Below are 24062 nucleotides of genomic sequence, written 5' to 3' on the forward strand. Positions count from 1 at the left end.
CCCGCGCCCCCCGCCCCCAACGAACCCGGACCGGACACCGAGCCATCATCGGCTGCGAACCGCGACGGGGCCCCGCCGGAGTCCTCGGTCGCGGGCGGCGGCGGAGCCGGGCTCGGGAGCGGGCCGTCCCTGGTCGCCGGCCGTGATGAGGCTCGGCGGGACGTCGCCGGGGCTGAGCTGCCGCGTTCTGCCGGGCGGCACGATGTCGGGCCCGGGGACGGGGCGCCGCCGGTCGCGGGTCGCAGCGAGGCCAGCCCGGTGCGCTCGGCCGTGCCCGCTGTCCTTGACGACGTCGAGGGCGAGTCGCTGCCGGACGTCGGGCTGCCCGAAATCGGGCCTGCGCGCCGGTCGCTGTCGGATGCCGGTCGTGGTGACGGTCGGTCGGAGGCCTCGCTCGTCGGGCGGGACGGAGGCGGGGCCGGGGCGGCGAGCGGTGCCGCGGCCTCTCAGGGCGGGGCCGCGCCCGAGGGTGAGGTGGGCGATGGGGTGTTCAAGGTTCGGCTCGCCAATTTCGAGGGGCCGTTCGATCTGCTGCTTCAGTTGATCTCCAAGCACAAGATGGACGTCACCGAAGTCGCGTTGTCCAAGGTCACCGACGAGTTCATGGCACACATCAGGGCGATGGGGCCGGACTGGGACCTGGACCAGACGACCGAGTTCCTGGTCGTGGCCGCGACGCTGCTCGATCTGAAGGCGGCCCGGCTGCTGCCCGCCGCCGAGATCGAGGACGAGGCCGACCTCGCGCTGCTGGAGGCCCGCGACCTGCTCTTCGCGCGGCTGCTCCAGTACCGCGCGTACAAACGGATCGCCGACATCTTCAACGGGCGGCTGGAGGAGGAGGCCCGCCGCTACCCCCGTACCGTCGGCCTCGAAGCGCACCACGCCGAGCTGCTGCCCGAGGTCGTCATCACCATCGGCGCGGAAGGGTTCGCCCGGCTCGCGGTGAAGGCGATGCAGCCCAGGGCCAAGCCGCAGGTGTACGTCGACCACATCCACGCGCCGCTGGTCAGCGTGCAGGAACAGGCCGGGATCGTCGTCGCGCGACTGCGGGAACTCGGGGAGGCCAGCTTCCGGGTGCTCGTCGAGGACACCGACGACACCCTGACGGTCGTCGCCCGCTTCCTGGCCCTGCTGGAGCTGTACCGGGAGAAGGCGGTGGCCCTGGACCAGGAGACGGCCCTCGGCGAGCTGCTGGTGCGGTGGACCGGCGGCGACGGGGACGAGACGCCCAGAGTGACCGACGAGTTCGACCGGCCCCCCGAAGTGCCGGGGGAGTCCGAGAAGGAGAAGACGCCGTGACTGAGGACACCGCCGGCGCCCCGGGCGGATCCCGTGCCGTCGTGGACCTCGACCTCAAGCCCGCCCTGGAGGCCGTCCTGATGGTCGTGGACGAACCCGCGACCGAGGAGCACCTCGCGAAGATCGTGGAACGGCCGCGCCGCCAGGTCGCGGACGCCCTGCGCGAACTCGCCGACGAGTACACCGTGCAGGGGCGGGGCTTCGACCTGCGGTTCGTCGCCGGCGGCTGGCGGTTCTACACCCGGGCCGAGTACGCCCCGGCCGTGGAGCGCTTCGTCCTGGACGGCCAGCAGGCCCGGCTCACGCAGGCCGCGCTGGAGACGCTGGCCGTCGTCGCCTACCGGCAGCCGGTCAGCCGCAGCCGGGTCTCCGCCGTGCGCGGGGTGAACTGCGACGGGGTCATGCGCACCCTCCTCCAACGGGGTCTGGTCGAGGAGGCGGGCGCGGAACCCGAAACAGGTGCGATCCTGTACAGGACGACGAACTACTTCCTGGAGCGGATGGGCCTGCGCGGTCTGGACGAGCTCCCGGAGCTCGCGCCCTTCCTCCCGGAGGCGGAGGCGATCGAGGCCGAAACACTGGAAGCGGTCCCGTCGTTCGATCCGGACGCCCCGGATTCCGAGGACGCAGACGACAAGACGGAACTTTGATGCGAAGCAGCAGCGGCAGGAACAGCAGCGGAAACAACGGCGGGAGCCGTGGTGGCAACAGCGGCGGCCGCGGCGGGAGCAGCGGTGGCCGCGGCAATTACCGCGGTGCCGGGAACGACCGCGACGACAGGCAGGGCGGCAGGCCCAAGAAGCCGCGCCCGGAGGAGCGGCGCTACGACGTGGGCCCCGGCGCGTCCCCCGACGGCCCGAAGTCGGGACGCGGCGGTGCGGCGCGCGGCGGCGCCAAGGGCGGCCCGAAGCAGCCGCAGGGCGGCGGACGCGGCCGTACGGCGCCCGCCCGCTCCCGCGAGTACGAGGCGCGCGCCGAGGAGCGCAACCGCGAGCGCTACGCGGGCAAGAAGGACGTCAAGCTGCCCAAGACCTTCCCGGGCGCCGAGCAGGAGGGCGAGCGGCTGCAGAAGGTCCTCGCGCGCGCGGGCTACGGCTCCCGGCGCTCCTGCGAGGAACTGATCGAGCAGGCGCGGGTCGAGGTCAACGGCGAGATCGTCCTGGAGCAGGGCAAGCGGGTCGACCCGGAGAAGGACGAGGTCAAGGTCGACGGCCTGACCGTCGCGACGCAGTCGTACCAGTTCTTCTCGCTCAACAAGCCCGCCGGCGTCGTCTCCACCATGGAGGACACCGAAGGCCGTCAGTGTCTCGGCGACTACGTCACCAACCGTGAGACGCGTCTCTTCCACGTGGGCCGGCTCGACACCGAGACCGAGGGCGTCATCCTGCTCACCAACCACGGCGAGCTGGCGCACCGGCTGACCCACCCGAAGTACGGCGTGAAGAAGGTCTACCTCGCGCACATCGTGGGCCCGATCCCGCGCGACCTGGGCAAGAAACTCAAGGACGGCATCCAGCTGGAGGACGGCTACGCGCGCGCGGACCACTTCCGCGTCGTCGAGCAGACCGGGAAGAACTACCTGGTCGAGGTCACCCTGCACGAGGGCCGCAAGCACATCGTGCGCCGCATGCTGGCGGAGGCCGGTTTCCCCGTCGACAAGCTCGTGCGCGTCGCCTTCGGCCCGATCACCCTGGGCGACCAGAAGTCGGGCTGGCTGCGCCGGCTGTCGAACACCGAGGTCGGGATGCTGATGCAGGAGGTCGACCTCTGACCGGGAGGTCGTGACCGAACCGCGCCCCCTTTTACAGTCGCCTCGACCACAGAAGGTCGCCTCGACAGCAAAAGGGGGCGGAGAGCCCCCGGCCGCCGGGGGCCTGCGGCTTTTCGGCCGCTCACACCAGTTTTCGGCGGCTCACACCAGCTTGATGGCGCCGCCCTCCACCGTGATCTTCTCCGCCGGCAGCGGCCTGGTCGCCGGGCCCGCGGTGACCGCGCCGTCCTCGATGCTGAAGCTGCTCCGGTGGCAGGCGCAGTTGATCGTCTTGTCGGCGACGCTGGTGACCGTGCAGCCCTGATGGGTGCAGATCGCGGAGAAGGCCTTGAAGTCGCCCTTCGACGGCTGGGTGACCACGACCTTCTCCTCCTTGAAGATCGTGCCCCCGCCGACGGGGATGTCGGCCGTGGTCGCCAGTTCACGGCCCGCGGAGGCGGCCGGGGACTCGGTCCCGGGGGTGCCCGCGGTACCGGCGGCGGGGCTCTTGGAGGCTTCGGGGGCCGAGCCGCCGTCGCCCTTGTCGCTACAGCCGACGGCGAGAGCCGCCGCGCCCGTCGCGAGGAGGACCGTACGGCGGGTGGCGGGGTGGGTCATGTCGTCACTCCGAAAGTGCGGGAAGAAGTGCGGAAAGGTGCGGAAGGTGCTGTGACGCAGAGCACAATCGTGGCACCGAAGGCGCCGAACGTGAAGCAAGTCCTGATAAGTGCCACAAAACGAACATTTCGGATGTGATGAACGGCTCCCGCGTCCGTCTCAGCGGGCGGGCGGCGCTCACCCCGCGCGGACGGGCTGACTACGCTGGACGCAGAGCCGACAGCTATGTGAACGAGGAGCAGCACCGTGGCGGTACGAGCGGCCCGGGGGGCCGTCCAGCGGGAGCGGGACGAGGCCGGCCACATGGAGCGGGGCGCGGCCCCGGGCGAGGGCGTCGCCCGGTGAGGACCGCGCTCGTCATCGGAACCGGGCTGATCGGCACCTCCGCCGCCCTGGCCCTCGCCCAGCGCGGCGTCACCGTCCACCTGGAGGACCACGACCCCGAGCAGGCCCGCACGGCTGCGGCGCTCGGCGCGGGCGCGGACGCGCCTCCCGAAGGCCCCGTGGACGTCGCCATCGTCGCCGCGCCGCCCGCCCACGTCTCCTCCGTGCTGGCCGACGCCATGCGGCGCGGGGTGGCCCGCGGCTACCTCGACGTGGCCAGCGTCAAGGGGGGTCCGCGCCGTGAGCTGGAGGCGCTCGGCCTCGACCTGTCGACGTACCTGGGCACGCACCCGATGTCGGGCCGCGAGAAGTCCGGCCCGCTCGCCGCGTCCGCCGACCTCTTCGAGGGCCGGCCCTGGGTGCTGACGCCGACCCGGGACACCGACACCGAGGTGCTCAACCTCGCCCTGGAGCTCGTCTCGCACTGCCGGGCCGTCCCGGTGGTGATGGACGCCGACGCCCACGACCGGGCGGTGGCCCTCGTCTCCCACATGCCCCACCTCGTCTCCAGCCTGGTCGCCGCCCGGCTGGAGAACGCCGAGGAGGCCGCCGTACGGCTGTGCGGGCAGGGCATCCGGGACGTCACCCGGATCGCCGCCTCCGATCCCCGGATGTGGATCGACATCCTCTCCGCCAACCCCGGGCCGGTCGCCGACCTGCTCACCGACGTCGCCGGCGACCTCGAGGAGACGGTGCGGGCGCTGCGTTCCCTGCAGTCCTCCGACGAGGCCAAGCGGCGTGAGGGCGCCGGCGGCATCGAGGGCGTCCTGCGGCGCGGGAACGCGGGGCAGGTGCGCGTGCCCGGCAAGCACGGGTCCGCCCCGCGGGCGTACGAGGTGGTCGCGGTGCTGATCGACGACCAGCCGGGGCAGCTGGCCCGCATCTTCGCCGACGCCGGGCTGGCCGGGGTCAACATCGAGGACGTGCGCATCGAGCACGCGACCGGGCAGCAGGCGGGGCTGGTGCAGCTGATGGTCGAGCCGCGCAGTGCGGGAGTGCTGTCCGCCGCGCTGACGGAGCGGGGGTGGGCGGTGCGGCAGTAGGTTGCCCGGCGCCGCCGTGACGTGCGGCCGGACGAGTGAGTCGTACCCAGTAACCTTGTGCGGGGCGTGTTCTCGCCCCGCAGTCCTCCGCCTCGCACCAGGAAGGTGTCCCCCCGTGGAAAACGGCGCCGCCCAGCCCGTGATCGTCGCCATCGACGGTCCCTCCGGAACGGGCAAGTCGAGCACGTCCAAGGCCGTGGCCGCCCAGCTGGGGCTGAGCTACCTGGACACCGGTGCGCAGTACCGGGCGATCACGTGGTGGATGGTGGCCAACGGGATCGACGTCGAGGACCCCACGGCGATCGCCGCCGTCGCCGGCAAGCCGGAGATCGTCTCCGGCACCGACCCGGCGGCCCCGACGATCACCGTCGACGGCACCGACGTGGCCGCCCCGATCCGCACCCCTGAGGTCACCTCCCAGGTCAGCGCGGTCAGCGCGGTACCGGAGGTGCGGACCCGGATCACCGAGCTCCAGCGGTCGCTGGCGGCCTCCGCCGAGAAGGGGATCGTCGTCGAGGGGCGTGACATCGGCACCACCGTGCTGCCCGACGCCGATCTGAAGATCTTCCTCACCGCGTCCCCGGAGGCCCGCGCCGCCCGCCGCAGCGGCGAGCTGAAGGGCTCGGACGTGCACGCCACCCGCGAGGCGCTGATCAAGCGGGACGCGGCCGACTCCTCCCGCAAGACCTCCCCCCTCGCCAAGGCGGACGACGCCGTCGAGGTGGACACCACCGAGCTGACGCTGGCCCAGGTCATCGAGTGCGTCGTCACCCTCGTCGAGGAGAAGCGGGCGGGGAAGTGACTCAGCCGTCCGTGCCCTCGGAAAAGGGCGCCGAGGTCGGACGCCGGATCGGCGTCGGGCTGATGTACGGGCTGTGGCGGCCGCGGGTGCTGGGATCCTGGAAGGTGCCCGCGACCGGCCCGGTGATCTTCGCGGTCAACCACTCCCACAACATCGACGGACCGATGGTCATGGGCGTGGCCCCCCGGCCCACGCACTTCCTGATCAAGAAGGAGGCGTTCGTCGGCCCCCTCGACCCCTTCCTGACCGGGATCGGCCAGCTCAAGGTGGACCGCGAGACGACCGACCGCTCGGCGATCACCCGGGCCCTCGGCGTGCTGGAGAACGGCGGAGTGCTGGGCATCTTCCCCGAGGGCACCCGGGGCGAGGGAGACTTCGCCTCGCTGCGCGCGGGGCTCGCCTACTTCGCGGTGCGCAGCGGCGCGCAGATCGTGCCGGTCGCCGTGCTGGGAAGCACCGACCGGCCCGGACGGTTGTTCAAGGGGCTGCCCCCGCTGCGGTCCCGGGTCGACGTCGTCTTCGGCGACCCGTTCGAGGCGGGCGACGGCAGTGGGCGGCGCACCCGCAAGGCGCTGGACGAGGCGACCGAGCGCATCCAGAAGCAGCTCGCCGCCCACCTGGAAAACGCCAGGCGTCTCACCGGGCGCTAGGCGACACTGAGTAGTGGATCACCTGCCGAGTCAGGTCCACCGATCACCACGATGAACGAGGTACGGACTTCATGAACGACCACATCCAGCCCGGCGGCTCGGACGCCTTCGAGCACGATCACGGGGCGCTCGGCGAAGCCGAGTACGCGGAGTTCATGGAGCTCGCCGCCGAAGAGGGCTTCGACTTGGAGGACGTGGAGGGCGCCATCGAGGCGGCCGGTCACGGGCCGCTGCCCGTGCTCGCCGTCGTCGGCCGCCCCAACGTCGGCAAGTCGACCCTGGTGAACCGGATCATCGGCCGCCGTGAGGCCGTCGTCGAGGACAAGCCCGGCGTCACCCGCGACCGCGTCACCTACGAGGCCGAGTGGGCGGGCCGCCGCTTCAAGGTCGTCGACACCGGCGGCTGGGAGCAGGACGTCCTCGGCATCGACGCCTCCGTGGCCGCCCAGGCCGAGTACGCCATCGAGGCCGCCGACGCCGTCGTCTTCGTCGTCGACGCCAAGGTCGGCGCGACCGACACCGACGAGGCGGTCGTACGGCTGCTGCGCAAGGCCGGCAAGCCGGTCGTGCTGGCCGCCAACAAGGTCGACGGCCCGAGCGGCGAGGCCGACGCGGCCTACCTGTGGTCCCTGGGCCTCGGCGAGCCGCACCCCGTCTCCGCGCTGCACGGCCGCGGCACCGGCGACATGCTGGACGCCGTGCTGGAGGCGCTGCCCGAGGCGCCCGAGCAGAGCTTCGGCACGGTGGCCGGCGGACCGCGCCGTATCGCGCTCATCGGCCGCCCGAACGTCGGCAAGTCCTCGCTGCTGAACAAGGTGGCGGGCGAGGAGCGCGTCGTCGTCAACGAGTTGGCCGGCACCACCCGCGACCCGGTCGACGAGCTGATCGAACTGGGCGGCGTCACCTGGAAGTTCGTCGACACCGCGGGCATCCGCAAGCGCGTCCACCTCCAGCAGGGCGCCGACTACTACGCTTCCCTGCGCACCGCCGCCGCCGTGGAGAAGGCCGAGGTCGCGGTCATCCTCATCGACGCCTCCGAATCGATCTCGGTCCAGGACCAGCGGATCGTGACCATGGCCGTGGAGGCGGGCCGTGCGATGGTCATCGCTTACAACAAGTGGGACACCCTCGACGAGGAGCGCCGCTACTACCTGGAGCGCGAGATCGAGACCGAGTTCGGCCAGGTGGCGTGGGCGCCCCGGGTGAACGTCTCGGCGCGCACCGGGCGGCACATGGAGAAGCTGGTCCCGGCGATCGAGACCGCGCTGGCGGGCTGGGAGACCCGGGTCCCCACGGGCCGGCTGAACGCCTTCCTGGGCGAGCTGGTCGCCGCCCACCCGCACCCCATCCGGGGCGGCAAGCAGCCCCGCATCCTGTTCGGCACCCAGGCCGGCACCAAGCCGCCGCGGTTCGTGCTGTTCGCGTCCGGCTTCATCGAGGCCGGCTACCGGCGCTTCGTCGAGCGCCGGCTGCGCGAGGAGTTCGGCTTCGATGGCACGCCGATCCACATCTCGGTGCGGGTGCGCGAGAAGCGCGGCAGGAAGAAGTGACATGACGGCCGGAGGGCGGCTCCCCATCGCGGGGGCCGCCCTCCGGCCGTGCGGGCGCCGTCGAGGCCGCGCCGGGCCCTGCGGCCGCTCAGTAGCCTCTTCGGGCCGGCGGCAGGGCCGCGGGGACGTGGTGCGTGGTCGTCGGCGCCTGCGGCTGGGCCTGTGGCTGCGGTTGCCGGCCGGCCGGGGTGAGCGGCCCGACCCGCTGCCACTGCGACTGCTGCCCGAGCCCGGTGCGGGCGCTCTGCGCGCCCGCGCTGTAGGCGCTGTAGCCGCTGCTGAACGAGTTGCCGAGCGATCCGCTGAACGACCCGGTGCTGTGCGGGACGTACCCGAAGGCGGTCAACCCCAGGTCTTCCTCCCCGCTGCGATCGCCCGGCAGCGAACGGAACGACTTGACGTACTCGGCGTAGAGCGCGTCGTAGATCGGCGTGGCCGAGGGGCCGCCCTGGGGATCCTGGGCCGCCGGCCGGGAGGACTGGACCGACTGGAAGGCCTGGCGGCGCGGAACGTCGTAGGTGTGCACGTATGTCCAAACGACCCGGCGCGGGAAGGGATGCGCGGAAGGGCCCCCCGGCTCAGGTGCCCGCGAGCGGCAGGGCCGCGCCGACGAGCTTGCCGCCCGCCGCCGCCTTGTCCAGCGCGTCCCGCAGCAGGTCCTCCCGGGGCTGACGCCCGATGGAGCCCGCCGGCGCGGCGAACATCAGCACCTGCTGGTGCTTGTTGGCGGCGGCCCGCCACCCGTCGGTCACCTGGAGCGGCTGGTGCGCCTGCCACCAGGCCACCGGCTGGCCGCCGCCCGCGGAGGGCTGGAGGACGGCGTGCAGCTGTCCCATCGCCAGCAGCACGGACCAGCCGTGCTGCACCGGGGGCGCCTCGGACAGCTCGGTCAGCGGCATGAAGCCCTGCTCGATGAGGAGCGGCAGGAAGTCGTCGCCCAGGCCGGAGGAGCCCGGGCGTGCGATCGGCGTGGTCGGCTCGACGACGAGGGCGGGGTGCAACTCCCCGGCGATCAGGACGAGTCCGCTGGTGACCCCGAGGACGGCCTGCTCGGGCGCGGCCTGCGCGGGAACCCGGGCCGCGTCGCCGCTGATGGAGCGGACCGCGCCCTGGAGCTGCTCCTCGGTGACCTGGACGACCTGTGAGGGCAGACAGGTGGAGTGGGCGAAGGCGAGGACGGCGGTCTCGTCCCCGATGAACAGGACGGTGCTGGTGCGCTCGTGCGCGGAGTCGCCCGGGGTGCGGCAGGACGTGCAGTCGTAACTGCCCGGGGCGTTCTCTCCGGTGAGCAGCCGGTCGGCTTCTTCGTCGCCGATCTCGGCGCGTACCTCGTCGCTGACGTCGAGCATGCGCGGCACGGGTGGCTCCCTCGGATGCGGTGCGTTGGCGGGCCGGGTGAGTCCCCGGCTCATGCAGAAGACAACGGCGGATCTGTGGCGGGAGTCACGCTGTCGGCCCAAGCGAATCGAACCGCCCCGCGCACACGGTCACGAGGTGTGCGGAATCGAACACTCAGTGTCAAGTAACGGGATGGCAACGGAAGTTGGTTCCGTGAGCTGAGTCACAGACATCATGGGCGGCATGGCGGGCGTATGGCGACATGAACGCATTAAGTGGTGCGTTCAATCGAGGGTGTTACCTAAGGTAACCATCAACTGGCCTGCGAAAACCTTCAGTTGGTTGTTAACGAACCGTCAGAGTCCATAGATTCCTCCGCCGTGTGCAGCTAGCACCGCCCGGGAACGTCCGCCGGCCGCGCAGAGCAGGACAGCGCAGCACCACCGCCGGCGGACAGGGCGGAGCGCCACCACCGCGTCCTTGCGCGGACGGTGCGCCCCGCTCCGGGGGAGACCCGGGTCCGCAGAGAGGGATCTACATGTCCGAATGTGCCGATAACACCCGCTCCACCACCCGCACCGGCGCCGGCAAGGCCCGGACGACGGCGGTCATCGCAGGAGCGGCGCTCCTCGCCCCGCTCGGCCTGCTGGCAGCGAGCGGCAACGCCGCGGCCGCGGACAGCGGGGTGTGGGACCGCATCGCCCAGTGCGAGAGCGGCGGCGACTGGCACATCAACACAGGCAACGGCTACTACGGCGGACTGCAGTTCTCCGCCTCCACCTGGCGGGCGTACGGCGGTGGGCAGTACGCCTCCACCGCCGACAAGGCCAGCAAGTCGCAGCAGATCTCCGTCGCCACCAAGGTCCAGCGCTCCCAGGGCTGGGGCGCCTGGCCCGTCTGCTCCGGGCGCGCAGGGGCGTCCGGGAGCGCTCCCTCGTCCCACGGGGGCGACTCCGGCTCGACCGGGTCCGGCTCGTCCGGCACCAAGGAGCACCGCTACAAGTCGAAGAAGTCCTCGAACTCCTCGTACTCCTCCTCGTCGTCCGCCGGCGGCTCGGCGAAGCGCTCGGAGAAGTCGCACAGCGCGGAGAGCCCGCAGCGTTCGACGGGGTCGGGCCACAGCAGCCGCGGCAGCTCCCGCGGCGGCGACTACACCGTCCGCGAGGGGGACACGCTCAGCGTCATCGCCGCCCGCAACGGGACCACCTGGCAGCGGCTCTACGCCGCCAACAAGGACGCCATCGGCGGCGACCCCGACCTGATCATGCCGGGCCTGCGCCTGGCCTTCTGAGCCGGCTTCCGTCCCACCGGCCCCGCCCCGACCGGGCGGGGCTGTCCCGGCTCGCCGGTCGCCGGACGCTCGCGCCGTCACCCGCTCCGACGGGGGAAGTACGGACAAGATGTGAGGGAGCCGTGCATTTCCCATGGCGGGAAGGCGTCGGCGAGGGCTGTGAAATGTGAGGGGAACGGGCTCGGCGGGACGGTTCTCCGGGCGCTTTCCGCCGCCTTTTCAGGGGCGCCCGGGTGACGCGCGGGAATTGCGTTCGAATAGGCGTGAAAGGCGCAGGAAACCGCTCGTACGGGTGACGGGCCAGTGCCCCGCAAGGTGATTCCCGAAGTCTCAAACGTGTGTCGTGGTCCTGTGACAGAAGTGTGACCGGGGTGATCCACATCTCCGGTCCGGGCTTGGCTGTCCGGGCTTCCCGCAGGAGCGCGCTCCGCCTAGCGTGGGCGGTATGGCACCGAATCCCGCTCCCGTGGAGGAGCCCCAGGACAGCCCGGACGGATACGTCGGCCTCGACGCCGAGAGCGCCGAGCGGCTCGCCCGTGAACGGGGATGGACGACGGTGCGCTCGCTCGCGCCCGGCACGGTCATCACCATGGAGTACCGCGCGGGCCGGCTGAACCTCGAAGTGAGTGACGGCCTGGTGAACCGCGCCTGGAAGGGCTGAGCCGCCTCCGCCGAGACCACGAAGGCCCCGGTTCCTGGACGAGGAACCGGGGCCTTCGCCGTGCGGGCCGCGAGGTGCGTACCGGCGCCCGCGTGGGCCGTCAGCCGCCCGTCACCGGGCGGGCCGCCGAGGTGGTCGCCCCGCGCGGCAGGCGGTCGGCGTGCGGCGGGCGGCGGCTGCCGGCCGGGCTGAACGGAGCGCGCTCCGAGCGGATGCCGTGCGCCCCGGGCGCCAGATGCAGCGTCGACCTGGGCGAACGGGTCGTGCCCGAGGCGTCGCAGGACACCTGCACCTCGTCCGCGGTCGCGGTGCGCGCGGTGAGCGACACCGGCACGGGGACCGGCGCCGGGAGGGTGGCCCTGCCCCTGCGGCGGGCGCGCCAGCGGTCGCGCAGCTCGAAGACGCGGACCTCGGAGCGGGCGATCAGCGGCTCGAACCAGGGCAGCGCGAGCAGGATCAGCAGCCCCGCGGCCCAGCCGAGGACCACGTCGCTCAGCCAGTGCGTGCCGAGGTAGACGGTGGCCAGCCCGACGCCGAGCGAGGTCACCGCGGAGAGCGCCGACAGCCAGCGCCGCGCCCTCGGGGTGGAGGCCAGATAGGCCAGGATTCCCCAGGTCACGACCGCGTTGGCGGTGTGGCCGCTGGGAAATATATCGCCGCCCAGGCCCATCTCGTTCGAGCCGATCGTGGTGGCGTAGTGCGGGCCGAGGCGGCCCATGCCGATCTTGGCGGCCCCCACCGTGATGTTCAGGAGCAGCAGCGACGCGCCCAGCGTGAGCAGCGGGCGCAGGGTGTGCTGCCGCCAGGATCTCCAGCCCAGCCAGGCGGCGACCATCACCGCGGTCGGGCCGCGCTGGCCGAGGACCACGTAGTAGTCGACGAACCAGTGGATCCCCGACCACTGCTGGTACGGCCGGAAGAACATGACCTGCCAGTCGAGGCGGACCAGCCACGACGTGATCACCACGAGCCACACGATCGCCAGGTAGAAGGCCAGGGTCGCCGAGAACAGCACGATCCTGTGCCGGCTCATCCTCGGCACATCGATGTGTGACGGGCGTTCGGGCTCTCGGTCGAGCCTGGCGAACACCCGGTCCAGCCGTCGGGTGGGGGTTGGTTCGGTACGCACCCAATCGACGTTACAGCGAGTGATCTCTGTTCCCGGCCGATTCCACGGGTTTGTGATGACGATGTGATGTGGGATTGCTCTCAACGGGGCCGATATTCCTACGGATTACGTAATCCCGTCCGGTCATCCCCTTCAATTCTTTTGATCGTTCTGGAGGGTTGTTTTAGGAAACTTATAAATAGCCTGATCGATTCGCGGTGATCACGGCGGACCGGAACCGTTCAGCCACCACGCGCCGTACGCGGCCGCCACCGCCACGACGGCGCCCACCACCGGGGCCGACGTCCGCGTCCGCAGCCGGGCGAGGGCCAGGGCGAGGGGGAACAGCACCGGGAACGCCGGCATCAGCAGCCGCGGCTTCGAGCCGAAGTAGCTCGACGCGCACAGGGCGAGCGCGAGGACCACGCCCGTGTACACCAGCAGGGGGACCGGCTGCCCCTGCCGGACGCAGACGACGTAGAGCCGGATCAGCAGCGCGACCCCGACCACCAGGCCGAGCCCCGCGAGGGCCGACGGGAACGCCGTGAACTTGTCGGCGACGAAGCGGGCGAAGGCGTAGCCGCCGTCGAAGCCGTTGCGCCAGCCCGCCTGCACGTCGAGATAGCCGAACACGCCCCCGCCGGTGCGACGGCCCACCCACAGCACGTAACCGGCGGTGCCGAGGGGAGCGAGGACGAGCCCGAGGGCGCGCCGTGCACGCCCCGCGCGAGCGCCGGTACGCGCTCCGCCGCGCTCCCTCGCGAACGCGAGCACACCCGTCACCCAAACGGCCGCCACCACCGCGAGCCCCACCGGCCGGGTCAGCCCGGCCGCGGACGCCAGCAGACCCGCGGTCACCCACCGGCCGGTGAGCACCGCGTACAGCGACCACGCGGCCAGCGCCGTGAACAGCGACTCGCTGTACGCCATCGACTGCACGATCCCCACCGGCAGGGCCGCCCACAGCAGCACCGCGCACACCCCGGCCCCACGGCCGTACCGACCGCCGTACACGTGGTCGGCGACCGCGAAGATCCCCCAGGCCGCGGCGAGCGAGGCGAGCAGGGACACCACGAAGCCGGCGTCGGCGTACGACAGCGGCGTCACCGCGTGCAGCAGACGCTCCAGCCATGGCAGCAGCGGGAAGAAGGCCAGGTTGGAGTGCACGTCGCCGTTCGGCAGGCGCACCTCGTAGCCGTACCCCAGCTCGGCGACCCGGGTGTACCAGAGCGCGTCCCAGCGGGCGGTCAGCAGCGTGTACGCGCTCTTCCCGCGCGCCGCGCTCCACACGGCCAGCGTGAGCAGACACAGGATCCGGACGGCCGCGTACCCCAGCAGAGCCGGGGCCGCCCGGCGCAGGGACGCCGAGCCGGCGGCCGCCGCCCGAGGCGCCCGGGCGGTCGTGGGTACTTCGAGTTCCGTCACGCGCCCGATTATCGACCGGGCGGGCAGAGCGGCGGAGCGCCGTGGCCTGAGGGCGGTCGCGTCACGTGGCGTACACCACACAGGTCCCCCCGGCCTCTGAGAGGTCCGCCACGTGGCCGGCGCGTGAACTCGCGTACGCTGCGAATACTCGTCGTTCGCAGCGCGGGCCGGAGACCACCGCTCCTCTCCGGCCGGGTCGCGGGGAGGCCGCACCCCCGCGAGACCGCCGAACCCGAGGCGAATCCGAGGAAACACCTGGGAGGTACGTACATGTCCGGGACGACCACGGCCGCCGTCGGGCTGCGCCGTCGGGCGGCCGGGGCCGGTGCCAACCGCTGGGTCGTGCTCCTGGTGCTCTGCGTCAGCCTGCTCCTGGTCGCCGTCGACGCGACCGTGCTGCACGTCGCGGTGCCCGCCGTCACCGAGGACCTGCGGCCCGGCGCGATCGAGCTGCTCTGGATCGTCGACACCTACCCGCTCGTCTGCGCCTCGCTGCTGATCCTGTTCGGCACCCTCGGCGACAAGGTCGGCCGCAGAAGGATCCTGCTGCTCGGCTACGCGCTGTTCGGCGTCGCCTCCGCGATCGCGGCCTTCGCCCACACCGCCGAGATGCTCATCGTCGCGCGCGGGCTGCTCGGCGTGGGCGGCGCGATGATCATGCCGGCGACGCTGTCCATCCTGCGGCAGGTCTTCCCCGACCGGCGGGAGCGGGCGCTCGCGATCGGCGTCTGGAGCGCGGTGGCCGCCGTCGGCGCGGCTGTCGGGCCGCTGCTCGGCGGCTTCCTCCTTGAGCACTTCTGGTGGGGCTCGGTCTTCCTCGTCAACATCCCGCTGATGCTGGTCAGCCTGCCGGTGGGCCGGCTGCTGCTGCCCGAGTCGCGCGGCGCGGCGGACGGCCCGTGGGACGTCGTCGGCGCGCTGACTGCGGCGGCCGGACTGTTCGGCGTGGTGCTGGGAGTGAAGCGGCTGGGCGGCGGGGAGCTCGGCGCGCTGACCGTGGCGCCGCTGGTGGCGGGCGCGGCGCTGATCGTCCTGTTCGTACGGCGTCAGCGGCGGCGCCGGCATCCCCTGGTGGACCTGCGGATGTTCGCGCGGCCGGCGTTCAGCACGTCGGTGGGGTGCATCGTGCTGGCCATGCTGGCGCTGGTGGGCCTGGAACTGATCGCGGCGCAGTACCTGCAACTCGTGCTGGGGCTGTCGCCGCTGGAGACGGGGCTGCGGCTGCTGCCGCTGACCTTCGCGGCGATGGCCGCGGGGCTCGCCGGGGCGCGGCTGCTGCGGCGGTTCGGGCCGCGGCGGATGGTGTGCGCGGGGTTCGTTCTCACGGCGGCGGCCGTGGTGACGCTCACCGCGATGGGCCAGGCGGACAACGCCGGGCTGCTGCTGTTCGGGTTCGTGCTGCTCGGGTTCGGGCTGGAGACGACGCTGTTCGCGGCGTACGAGTCGATGCTGAGCGAGGCTCCGCCGGAGCAGGCGGGGGGTGCGGCGGCGATCGGCGAGACGTCGTACCAGCTGGGGGCGGGGATCGGGATCGCGCTGCTGGGCAGCGTGATGAACGCGGCGTACGCGCCAGGGTTGTCGTCGGTGCCGGGGGTGCCCTCCGACGCGTCGGCGGCGGCGGGGCATTCGCTGGGGGAGGCGTACGGGGTGGCGGCGCGGCTCGGGGGGCCGGCGGGGGAGGCGCTGCGGCGGGCGGCCCGGGACTCGTTCGTGCACGGGCTGCATGTGACGCTGCTGGTGAGCGCGGGGTTGTTGCTGCTGGGGGCGGTGATCGCGTTGCGGCTGCCGCGGGTGATGCAGTGCGAGGCGCCCGCGGTGGAGGTGCCGGCGCCTCGGGACGCGGGGGACGCTGCGCTGAGCTTCGGGGGAGTTTCCCCACCCGCGCGCCGCCCATGACCGCCGGCTGAAAGGTGAACGTCGCCCGTGGGGCGCGCTCGCCGTCGGCGGGTGCGGGTGCGGGTGGCGGGTGGTGGGTGTGGCCGGGGGGGGGCGGGAGTGACCGTTCCCCCGGAGGTGAAACGTCGCCCGTGGGGCGCGCTCGCCGTCGGCGGGTGCGGGTGGTGGGTGCTGGTGGGGTGTTGGGGTGGGGTGCGAGACTAGCGGTGTTAGTTTTCCTGGGCTGGTGGAGGGTGTCGTCATGGTGTCGTTCGATCCCGCTGATCCCCTGGGCGTCGACGAGCTGCTGGACTCCGAGGATCTCGCCGTGCGGGACACCGTGCGGGCGTGGGCCGCGGACCGGGTGCTGCCGTACGTCGCCGAGTGGTACGAGAAGGGGGAGCTGCCCGGGATCCGCGAGCTGGCCCTCGAACTCGGCGGGATCGGGGCGCTCGGGATGTCGCTCGAGGGGTACGGGTGCGCCGGCGCGAGCGCGGTGCAGTACGGGCTGGCCTGCCTGGAGCTGGAGGCCGCCGACTCCGGCATCCGCTCGCTCGTCTCCGTGCAGGGCTCGCTCGCGATGTACGCCGTCCACCGCTTCGGCAGCGAGGAGCAGAAGCAGAGGTGGCTGCCCCGCATGGCCGCCGGCGAGGTCATCGGCTGCTTCGGGCTGACCGAGCCCGACCACGGGTCCGACCCCGCCGCCATGCGCACCCACGCCAAGAGGGACGGCTCGGACTGGATCCTCACCGGCCGCAAGATGTGGATCACCAACGGCTCCGTGGCCGGCGTGGCCGTGGTGTGGGCGCACACCGACGAAGGGATCCGGGGATTCGTCGTCCCCACGGACGCCCCCGGTTTCTCCGCCCCCGAGATCAAGCACAAGTGGTCGCTGCGGGCCAGCGTCACCAGCGAGCTCGTCCTCGACGACGTGCGGCTGCCCGCCGACGCCGTGCTGCCCGGGGTGGTGGGGCTGAAGGGCCCGCTGAGCTGCCTGTCCCACGCCCGGTACGGGATCGTGTGGGGGGCCATGGGAGCCGCGCGGTCCTGCTTCGAGACCGCGCTCGACTACGCGAGGACACGGGAGCAGTTCGGACGGCCGATCGGCGGCTTCCAGCTCACCCAGGCCAAGCTCGCCGACATGGCGGTCGAGCTGCACAAGGGGATCCTGCTCGCCCATCACCTCGGGCGGCGCATGGACGCCGGCCGCCTGCGTCCCGAGCAGGTCAGCTTCGGCAAGCTCAACAACGTACGCGAGGCCATCGAGATCTGCCGTACGGCGCGGACGATCCTCGGGGCCAACGGGATCTCGCTGGAGTACCCCGTCATGCGGCACGCGACCAACCTGGAGTCGGTGCTCACCTACGAGGGCACGGTCGAGATGCACCAGCTGGTGCTGGGCAAGGCGCTCACCGGGCTCGACGCCTTCCGCTGACCCCCGGCAGGGGCAGGGCCGGCGAGCGGCCCTGCCTCAGCTCTGGTTGAAGAACCCGTCCGACCGGTGCGAGGCCGGGTCGCCGTTGACGATCTCGGTGTTGTTCGGGGTCAGCAGGAACACCCGGGTGGAGACTCTCTCGATCGAACCGCGCAGCCCGAAGATCAGGCCGGCCGCGAAGTCGACGACGCGCTTGGCGTCGCCGGCCTCCATGGCCGTGAGGTTCACGATGACCGGGACTCCCTCGCGGAACAGCTCGCCGATCGCCCGCGCGTCCCGGAAGCTGTCCGGGGTCACGGTGCCGATCCGGCGGCCCCTCTCCTCGGCCGAGTCGGTGGCGACCTTCACCCGGGGGTCGGTGACCCAGGCGTCGCCGGAGTCGGTCCCCTCGGAATAGTCGTCGTCGTAGTAACGCTCGTCATCGTTGTCGTCGACGAGGCCAAGCCAGGCACTCGCCTTGCGTACCGATCCCATGGACGCCTCCTCTCACTGCGGTCATTCTTGCTTTCCGCATTCCCCATGGTCGTCCATGATGCGGATGTCGCGCCAAGTGGATAGACGCCGCGCGGGGGGTTTGTGACGGTACTGGTGCACAGCCGATCCGTCGAGAGTCCAGGTGCCCCAAGGGTCCCGTCCCACACCGATGCTGACTGAGAGTGAAATATGATTCTTCTCGGCGACCGGGTGACGGGCGGAGCGTACGGGTGAACAGGGGCGAGCCGTGGCCGCCTGTCACCCACGGCTACGATGCGCACGGTTCGGCGTCACTCAACGCACCGAGGATCACGGGGGATCGAGCGTGTTCGGAATCGTCAGGCCGTGCCGGCACCGGCTCGGGGAGGGCCTCAGCGCCCAGTGGATGGCGCATCTGTGCGGACTGTGCCTCGCGCTGCGCAAGGACCACGGGCAGTTCGCCCGGGTCGTCACCAACTACGACGGGCTGCTCATATCCGTCCTGACGGAGGCTCAGGCCGGGCAGGGAGAAGGGGCACGGCGCACGGCGGGGCCCTGCCCGTTGCGCGGGATGCGTACGGCGTCCGTGGCGCGGGGCGAGGGCGCGCGGCTCGCGGCCGCCGTGTCCCTGGTGCTGGCCTCCGCGAAGGTGCGCGACCATGTGGCCGACGGGGACGGGCTGCTGGCCCGCCGTCCGGTGGCCTCGGCGGCACGCCGGGTGGCCGCGGGCTGGGGCGCGGCGGGGGCCCGCACCGGATCAGCCGTCGGGTTCGACACGGCCGTCCTCGTCGACGCCGTGGACCGGCAGACCGGCGTCGAGGCGCTCGCCGGACCCGGGACGCCGTTGCTCACCGTCACCGAACCGACCGAGACGGCCACCGCGGCGGCCTTCGCGCACACCGCCGTGCTGGCGGGCCGGCCGGGCAACGCGGAACCGCTCGCCGAGGCCGGCCGGCTCTTCGGGCGGCTCGCGCATCTGCTGGACGCCGTCGAGGACCGGGAGGCCGACGCCGCCGCGGGCGCGTGGAACCCGCTCACCGCGACCGGGACGTCCCTGCCTGAGGCGCGGCGGCTCGCCGACGACGCCGTGCACGGCATCCGGCTCGCGCTGCGCGAGGTCGAGTGGGCGCCCGGGAAGGGCTCGGACAAGCCCGGCGCGGAGGCGAAGTTGGCCCATGTGCTGCTGGTGCACGAGCTGGGCAACGCCGTTCACCGCGCCTTCGGCACGGTTTCGTGCGGGCACGCCCGTGTCGACGGCGAGTTCGGGCCGCCGCCGGGCAACCCGTTCGCACCGGCCGGGCCCGGCGGGCCGCCGTCGCCGCCGGAGCCGCCGCGCCGTGACCGGCGCGGCCTGCTGGCCGGGTGCGTCGTCTGGGCGGGCCTCGCCTGCACGTGCCAGTTGTGCTGCGGCGAGCACGAAGGCCCCTGGACCCGGGAGCCCAAGGAAGGCTATTGCCAAAGGTGCGACTGCGACGACTGCTCGGATTGCTGCGACTGCTGTGACTGCTGCGGGAAGTGCGGAGACGGCTGCTGTTGCGACGGCTGCGGCTGCGACTGCTGACACGGCCGCGTCCCGCCCGCGGGTGGGTCCCGGGGCGGGGCGGAGAGCGCTGAGGGAGGGGAAGGCGCGCGGGGTGAAGGCGAAGGGGTGAACTCAGGCGGCTGAACGCCGGGGACGCCCCGGGAGCGGGGCGGCAGGGGGTCGGCTCAACAGGAACAGGACCACACTCGACCGAAGTCGATGTGGGAGCGGGTGACCAGCCACTGCTGCGGATGCATGGGCCAAGTGGAGCAGGCATCCGATGTCCCGTCAACGAACTGAGACGTACGGCTCACACTCTGGACAGCCTTGACAGTGAGGGCGAACGCCGCCGTAGTCTCGGGGGACGGCCCTGCTGAGGGGCTCGGCCGTAGCGCGCCGCGCGGCGCACCGGTGTGAAGGCACCAGCCCTCACCGTTCCCGGCTCCGCCGGGCGGGAGGGACACCCGTCCGACTTGCCGTCACGGAGCCTTCGCATGTCCTCAGCCGCCCTTCCTCCACCCTCTCCCGCGCCGGTCACCGCACGGGGCGTCCTTCCGCCGGCCCCCGGCCGCCTCCCCGCCGAACCAGCCTTGCACGAGCGCCCGTTCGGCGGAGCCGCACGATGAGGCCGTCGCTGGTGATCGTCGGAGCCGGACCGCGGGGGACCGGACTCGTCGAGCGGATCGCCGCCAACGCGCCGGAGCTGTACGCCGGTTCCGGCCTCGACCTCCATCTCGTCGACCCGCATCCGCCCGGCGCGGGACGCATCTGGCGGGCCGCGCAGTCGCCGCTGCTGTTGATGAACTCGCACGCCGAGGACGTCACCATGTTCACCGACGAGACCGTGGACATGGCCGGGCCCGTGCGCCCCGGGCCCACCCTGCACGAGTGGGCGGGCGTCGACGGACGGCTGTTCGCCGACCGTCAGCTCCAGGGCTCCTACCTGAGCTGGGTACACGAGCAGGCCGTCGCCGCCCTGCCCGCCGAGGTCACCGTCCACTACCACCGACGGCGTGCGGTGCGGGTCGGCGGGCCGCGCGAGGGGCGCCAGCAGGTCTGGCTGGAGGGCAGGCCCCGGCCGCTCCTCGCCGACCTCGTGGTCCTCGCCCTCGGTCATCTCGACTCCGAACCCGACGACGAGCAGCGCGCGTTGGCGTCGTACGCGGACGAACACGGGCTCGTCCACCTGCCGCCGGACTTCACCGCCGACAGCGACCTGTCCGCGCTGCGGCCCGGCGAACCCGTCCTGGTGCGAGGCTTCGGACTCGCCTTCGTGGACCTGATGGTGCTCCTCACCGAGGGGCGCGGCGGGCGGTACGAGGGGGACGCGTACATCCCCTCCGGTCGTGAGCCGGTGCTGTACGTCGGCTCGCGGCGCGGGGTGCCGTACCACGCGAAGATCGGCTACGACTGGAGCGGGGAGCGGCCGCCGTTGCCCCGGTTCCTGGGGCCCGCCGAGATCGACGGGCTGCTCGCGCGGCCCGGCGGGTTCGACTTCCGGCGGGACGTGTGGCCGCTGGTGGAGAAGGAGCTGGGGTTCGCCCACTACCACCGGCTGTTCACCGCCCACCCCGAGCGGACCGCTCTCGCCTGGGCCGACTTCGAGGAGAAGTACGCCGCGGCCGAAGGGGCCGTGGAGCGCGAGGCGCTCGTCGCGTCCGCGGTGCCCGACCCGCGCGACCGGCTCGACCTGGACGCCCTGGACAGGCCGTTGGACGGGGTGCGCCACGGTTCCTCCGAGGAGTTTCAGGAGGCGCTGCGGGAGTACGTGGAGAGCGACCTGAGCCGCCGTCACGACGCCGCCCACAGCACGGACCTGGCCGTCTTCCTGGCGCTGCTGTCCGTCTACGGCCAGTTGGTGCGGCTCGGGGGCATCGGGCCCTGGTGGCACGGATTCTTCAGCTACCTGGCCTCCGGGCCGCCCGGACCCAGGCTGCGGCAACTGCTCGCGCTGTCCCGGGCGGGGGTGGTGAGGTTCGTCGGCGCGGACATGGCCGTACGGGCCGAGGACGGCGTGTTCCGGGCGTCGAGCCCCAGCGTGCCCGGCTTCACCGTCGAGGCGCGGGCCCTGGTGGAGGCCCGGCTGCCCGAGCCGACGGTACGGCGCGCCCGCGACGCGCTGCTGCGCGCACTGCACGAGGACGGGGCCGCGGAGACGCCGGACGGGCTGCTGCGGGTGGACCGCTCCGACGGACGGATCCTCGACCGGTCCGGCCGGCCGCACCCGCGGCGTTTCGCGCTCGGGCCGCACACCGACGGGCGCACGCCGGGCGCGTTCACCCGGCCGCGCACCGGCGGGCCCGCGTTCCGGCAGAACGACGCCACCGCGCGGGCCGCCCTCGCCTTCCTGCGTGACCTGGGGCTGCGCGCCGCCGCGTGAGCCGCCGACCGACCACATCGGGACCGAAGGGGTACTCCGAGATGACTTCCATACCCGGCCGGGGCCTGCTGCACCTGGCCGCCGCCGTGGACCAGACGGAGGCGGCCGACGCCGGACGCCACGTCGAACTGGTGCGGCTCGCCGAGCGCGGCGGGCTCGACTTCGTGACGCTGGACGACTGTCCCGGCAGCCCGGGGACCGACGCGTCGGCCGTGCTGTCCCGGGCGGCGGCCGTCACGCACCGCGTCGGGCTGGTCCCCGCCCACACCGGGCCCTTGCGCGTCCGGGCCGCCGTCGCCGCCGTGGCCGCCCTCGACCGGATCAGCCGGGGCCGGGCCGGCTGGCGGCTCGACGCGCCCGCGGCCGGGGACGGCTCCGCTCCCGTGCCGCTGGAGGCGCTGTGGCGCGAGGCGGACGCGGCCGAAGCGGTCGGCGCCGGCGAGGCGAGCGGACCGGCCGGAGCCGGCCGGGGCGGCTGGGGGAGCGAGGCCGTGTCGAGCCGGCCCGTGCGGGTCGTCGACGCGACCGAGGGCCACGCCCGTGCCGTCGCCGCCCGGTACGCCGACGTCGCCCTGGTGCGGGCGGCGAACGCCGACCGGGCCCGCGCCGTACGGGAGGAACTGCGCGCCGCCGCGGCGGAGTCGGGGCGGGACCCGGGTTCCCTGCGCGTCCTGGCCGGTCTGCTGATCGACCTCGGGGAGGGCGAGCACGCCGCCGAACCGGGCCACGGCGGAGGCGGCCCCCGGTACAGCGACCTGGGCCCGCTGTACCGGGGCGGGCCCGTCGACCTCGCCGAACTGATCGGGACCTGGCACCGGGAAGGGGCCGCCGACGGCTTCCACCTCACCCCCGTCGAACCCCGCCGTGATCTGGAGCGGCTGGTCAACGGCACGGTCGCGCTGCTCCAGCACCGCGGTCTGTTCCGCACCTTCTACCCGGGCAGCACACTCCGCGAGCACCTGGGCCTGACCCGCCCCGCCCACCGGTACGCGGCGCCCAGGGGAGCCGCATGAACCCACTTCCGCCGCGCGAGCCGGTGGACGCGTTCCACCGTGGAGAAGCCCGCGCCGGCGGACGCGCACACCGGTACCGACAGCACGTACCGGCCGCCGGGCGATCATCCGGAGGGACGACTTCCGGACATTCCCGGGACGTGGGTGGCCGAAGAGGACGGGGTGACGATCACGGCGAACGGTGAGAGCCGCCCGTGCCGAGGCGGAGGTGCGCGCCCTGATGTGAGCGATCGTCACCCGGGCCCGGCACCCGGCCGGTGCGCGGGGCGGCGGCCGAAAGGCACCCTTGCGTCGACCGTCCGTTCGGCCGAATACTCCCCCTCAGCGCTTGTCAGGGGCATTATCTGTCCGGATTGCGGACGTTCGAGCGCCCTCTGACTGCGCCTCACGGGCCCCGACCCCACGCGGGCCCCCGACTTCCCCTGGGAGGGAACGAAACGTGAGGATCAAGCGCACCACCCCCACCAGCGGCATCACCAGACGGACCCGGCTGACCGCCGTCGCCACCGGGCTCGTGGCCGCGGCCGCCATCGCGATCCCCCACGCGAGCGCGGCGGACGTCACCACCTTCAGCGCCGCCGAACTCGGCAGCGTCAGCGGCGCGGTGCTCAAGGCCGACGTCCCGGGCACCGCCTGGACCGTCGACAGCAAGACCAACCGTGTCGTCGTCACGGCCGACAGCACGGTGTCCCAGGCCGAGATAGCGAAGATCAAGAAGCAGGCCGGCGCCGACGCCGGCGCGCTGACGATCAAGCGCACCGAAGGCCGGTTCCAGAAGTACATCCAGGGCGGCGACGCCATCTACACGAGTGGCTGGCGATGCTCCCTCGGCTTCAACGTCCGTGACAGCGCGGGCAACTACTACTTCCTGACCGCCGGCCACTGCACCGACGGCGCGGGCACGTGGTACTCCAACTCCGGCCGCAGCACGGTGCTCGGTCCGACGACGGGCTCCAGCTTCCCGACGAACGACTACGGCATCGTCCGGTACTCCAACACCTCGATCGCCAAGGCGGGCACCGCCGGCGGCGTCGACATCACCCGCGCGGCCAACCCGACCGTGGGCACCACCGTCTACCGCGACGGCTCGACCACCGGCACCCACAGCGGACGCGTCACCGCGCTCAACGCGACCGTCAACTACGGCGGCGGCGACGTCGTCTACGGGATGATCCAGACCAACGTCTGCGCCGAGCCCGGCGACTCCGGCGGCTCGCTCTACGGCAGCAACGGCGTGGCCTACGGTCTGACCTCCGGCGGCAGCGGCGACTGCACCTCGGGCGGCACGACGTTCTTCCAGCCCGTGGTGGAGGCCCTGAACGCCTACGGCGTCAGCGTCTTCTAGACCGGCCGGCGGCAGCGGCCCGCACGGACACAGGCGGCAGGTGAGCCCCCGTACGCGAACGCGTGCGGGGGCTCGGCCTTTTGTGACCGGGGAGTGAAGGCGTCGAGGGCGCGCTGTGCT

General features: G+C 72.7%; 21 protein-coding genes. 15 read left to right on the forward strand and 6 right to left on the reverse strand.

Going from position 1 to position 24062, the window contains the following annotated elements; genetic code table 11:
• Window positions 1-258 precede the first annotated feature (258 nt).
• From ACFYXA_RS33365 to ACFYXA_RS33375, 3 genes are read left to right on the forward strand one after another with little or no spacing between them, the layout of a single operon-like run.
• The gene (locus ACFYXA_RS33365) at window positions 259-1299 is read left to right on the forward strand and encodes a segregation and condensation protein A (protein WP_389039992.1); all 1041 of its coding nucleotides are present in this window, start codon (window positions 259-261) and stop codon (window positions 1297-1299) included.
• Window positions 1296-1949, forward strand: a complete 654-nt coding sequence (gene scpB, locus ACFYXA_RS33370) for an SMC-Scp complex subunit ScpB (RefSeq protein WP_351097636.1) — start codon at window positions 1296-1298, stop codon at window positions 1947-1949. Before ACFYXA_RS33365 ends, scpB begins: the two co-directional genes overlap by 4 nt.
• Entirely contained in the window at window positions 1949-3070 is a 1122-nt protein-coding gene (locus ACFYXA_RS33375) for a pseudouridine synthase (protein WP_352250520.1), read from the forward strand. Before scpB ends, ACFYXA_RS33375 begins: the two co-directional genes overlap by 1 nt.
• 141 nt (window positions 3071-3211) lie before the next feature.
• Here the strand turns inward: ACFYXA_RS33375 and ACFYXA_RS33380 are convergent, their stop codons facing one another.
• On the reverse strand, window positions 3212-3667 hold the full coding sequence (locus ACFYXA_RS33380; protein ID WP_352250518.1) for a Rieske (2Fe-2S) protein: 456 nt from the start codon (window positions 3665-3667) through the stop codon (window positions 3212-3214).
• Between the two features lie 341 nt (window positions 3668-4008).
• On the opposite strand from ACFYXA_RS33380, the gene ACFYXA_RS33385 reads away from it, so the two are divergent.
• The 4 genes from ACFYXA_RS33385 to der all read left to right on the forward strand — a co-directional run bounded on the left by ACFYXA_RS33385 (window position 4009) and on the right by der (window position 8096).
• Entirely contained in the window at window positions 4009-5094 is a 1086-nt protein-coding gene (locus ACFYXA_RS33385) for a prephenate dehydrogenase (protein ID WP_352250516.1), read from the forward strand.
• 115 nt (window positions 5095-5209) lie between these two features.
• Window positions 5210-5896: a (d)CMP kinase gene (gene cmk / locus ACFYXA_RS33390; protein ID WP_389040000.1), complete on the forward strand. Its 687-nt coding sequence runs from the start codon at window positions 5210-5212 to the stop codon at window positions 5894-5896.
• Window positions 5854-6546 (forward strand): lysophospholipid acyltransferase family protein, encoded by a 693-nt coding sequence (locus tag ACFYXA_RS33395; protein ID WP_352250512.1) that lies wholly within the window; start codon window positions 5854-5856, stop codon window positions 6544-6546. Before cmk ends, ACFYXA_RS33395 begins: the two co-directional genes overlap by 43 nt.
• Before the next feature lie 71 nt (window positions 6547-6617).
• Window positions 6618-8096, forward strand: a complete 1479-nt coding sequence (gene der / locus ACFYXA_RS33400; protein ID WP_389040005.1) for a ribosome biogenesis GTPase Der — start codon at window positions 6618-6620, stop codon at window positions 8094-8096.
• Window positions 8097-8184: 88 nt separating this feature from the next.
• Here der and ACFYXA_RS33405 read toward each other — a convergent pair whose 3' ends face one another.
• Both ACFYXA_RS33405 and ACFYXA_RS33410 read right to left on the reverse strand, forming a co-directional pair.
• A complete protein-coding gene (locus ACFYXA_RS33405; RefSeq protein ID WP_389040008.1) occupies window positions 8185-8622 on the reverse strand; it encodes a hypothetical protein in 438 nt (145 codons plus the stop codon).
• Window positions 8623-8674: 52 nt separating this feature from the next.
• On the reverse strand, window positions 8675-9454 hold the full coding sequence (locus tag ACFYXA_RS33410) for a hypothetical protein (RefSeq protein WP_351097619.1): 780 nt from the start codon (window positions 9452-9454) through the stop codon (window positions 8675-8677).
• 518 nt (window positions 9455-9972) lie between these two features.
• Here ACFYXA_RS33410 and ACFYXA_RS33415 point away from each other — a divergent pair.
• Together ACFYXA_RS33415 and ACFYXA_RS33420 are read left to right on the forward strand one after the other, a co-directional pair.
• The gene (locus tag ACFYXA_RS33415; protein ID WP_389040012.1) at window positions 9973-10725 is read left to right on the forward strand and encodes a transglycosylase family protein; all 753 of its coding nucleotides are present in this window, start codon (window positions 9973-9975) and stop codon (window positions 10723-10725) included.
• Window positions 10726-11170: 445 nt separating this feature from the next.
• Window positions 11171-11386, forward strand: a complete 216-nt coding sequence (locus ACFYXA_RS33420; protein ID WP_352250503.1) for an I78 family peptidase inhibitor — start codon at window positions 11171-11173, stop codon at window positions 11384-11386.
• Window positions 11387-11486: 100 nt separating this feature from the next.
• On the opposite strand, the gene ACFYXA_RS33425 is transcribed toward ACFYXA_RS33420, so the two are convergent.
• Window positions 11487-12515, reverse strand: coding sequence for a phosphatase PAP2 family protein (locus ACFYXA_RS33425; RefSeq protein ID WP_389040016.1), 1029 nt, complete (start codon window positions 12513-12515; stop codon window positions 11487-11489).
• 201 nt (window positions 12516-12716) lie between these two features.
• A complete protein-coding gene (locus ACFYXA_RS33430; RefSeq protein WP_389040019.1) occupies window positions 12717-13919 on the reverse strand; it encodes a hypothetical protein in 1203 nt (400 codons plus the stop codon).
• 270 nt (window positions 13920-14189) lie between these two features.
• Here ACFYXA_RS33430 and ACFYXA_RS33435 point away from each other — a divergent pair, with 270 nt between their 5' ends.
• Together ACFYXA_RS33435 and ACFYXA_RS33440 are read left to right on the forward strand one after the other, a co-directional pair.
• A complete protein-coding gene (locus ACFYXA_RS33435; protein WP_352250498.1) occupies window positions 14190-15815 on the forward strand; it encodes an MFS transporter in 1626 nt (541 codons plus the stop codon).
• A 241-nt stretch (window positions 15816-16056) separates the two neighbouring features.
• Window positions 16057-17229, forward strand: a complete 1173-nt coding sequence (locus ACFYXA_RS33440) for an acyl-CoA dehydrogenase family protein (RefSeq protein ID WP_352250496.1) — start codon at window positions 16057-16059, stop codon at window positions 17227-17229.
• A gap of 36 nt (window positions 17230-17265) precedes the next feature.
• On the opposite strand, the gene ACFYXA_RS33445 is transcribed toward ACFYXA_RS33440, so the two are convergent.
• Window positions 17266-17703, reverse strand: coding sequence for a cell division protein SepF (locus ACFYXA_RS33445; RefSeq protein ID WP_130444025.1), 438 nt, complete (start codon window positions 17701-17703; stop codon window positions 17266-17268).
• A 325-nt stretch (window positions 17704-18028) separates the two neighbouring features.
• Between ACFYXA_RS33445 and ACFYXA_RS33450 the strand changes: the two genes are divergently transcribed.
• The 4 genes from ACFYXA_RS33450 to ACFYXA_RS33465 all read left to right on the forward strand — a co-directional run bounded on the left by ACFYXA_RS33450 (window position 18029) and on the right by ACFYXA_RS33465 (window position 23942).
• Window positions 18029-19243, forward strand: a complete 1215-nt coding sequence (locus tag ACFYXA_RS33450; RefSeq protein WP_389040026.1) for a DUF5685 family protein — start codon at window positions 18029-18031, stop codon at window positions 19241-19243.
• A 583-nt stretch (window positions 19244-19826) separates the two neighbouring features.
• Entirely contained in the window at window positions 19827-21584 is a 1758-nt protein-coding gene (locus tag ACFYXA_RS33455; RefSeq protein ID WP_389040029.1) for an FAD/NAD(P)-binding protein, read from the forward strand.
• A gap of 41 nt (window positions 21585-21625) precedes the next feature.
• A complete protein-coding gene (locus tag ACFYXA_RS33460) occupies window positions 21626-22597 on the forward strand; it encodes an LLM class flavin-dependent oxidoreductase (RefSeq protein ID WP_389040032.1) in 972 nt (323 codons plus the stop codon).
• Window positions 22598-23036: 439 nt separating this feature from the next.
• Complete coding sequence (locus ACFYXA_RS33465; RefSeq protein WP_389040035.1) at window positions 23037-23942, forward strand: S1 family peptidase; 906 nt, start codon at window positions 23037-23039, stop codon at window positions 23940-23942.
• The last annotated feature ends 120 nt before the right edge of the window (window positions 23943-24062 follow it).

Origin of the sequence: Streptomyces sp. NPDC002566 (genome assembly GCF_042889585.1) — a bacterium.
Taxonomy (GTDB): Bacteria; Actinomycetota; Actinomycetes; order Streptomycetales; family Streptomycetaceae; genus Streptomyces.

Coding starts and splice junctions, on each gene's coding strand:
- ACFYXA_RS33415 (WP_389040012.1), top strand. CDS start 9,973: ATGTCCGAATGTGCCGATAACACCCGCTCCACCACCCGCACCGGCGCC.
- ACFYXA_RS33420 (WP_352250503.1), top strand. CDS start 11,171: ATGGCACCGAATCCCGCTCCCGTGGAGGAGCCCCAGGACAGCCCGGAC.
- ACFYXA_RS33440 (WP_352250496.1), top strand. CDS start 16,057: ATGGTGTCGTTCGATCCCGCTGATCCCCTGGGCGTCGACGAGCTGCTG.
- ACFYXA_RS33455 (WP_389040029.1), top strand. CDS start 19,827: ATGAGGCCGTCGCTGGTGATCGTCGGAGCCGGACCGCGGGGGACCGGA.
- ACFYXA_RS33460 (WP_389040032.1), top strand. CDS start 21,626: ATGACTTCCATACCCGGCCGGGGCCTGCTGCACCTGGCCGCCGCCGTG.
- ACFYXA_RS33380 (WP_352250518.1), bottom strand. CDS start 3,667: ATGACCCACCCCGCCACCCGCCGTACGGTCCTCCTCGCGACGGGCGCG.
- ACFYXA_RS33445 (WP_130444025.1), bottom strand. CDS start 17,703: ATGGGATCGGTACGCAAGGCGAGTGCCTGGCTTGGCCTCGTCGACGAC.
- ACFYXA_RS33435 (WP_352250498.1), top strand. CDS start 14,190: ATGTCCGGGACGACCACGGCCGCCGTCGGGCTGCGCCGTCGGGCGGCC.
- der (WP_389040005.1), top strand. CDS start 6,618: ATGAACGACCACATCCAGCCCGGCGGCTCGGACGCCTTCGAGCACGAT.
- ACFYXA_RS33375 (WP_352250520.1), top strand. CDS start 1,949: ATGCGAAGCAGCAGCGGCAGGAACAGCAGCGGAAACAACGGCGGGAGC.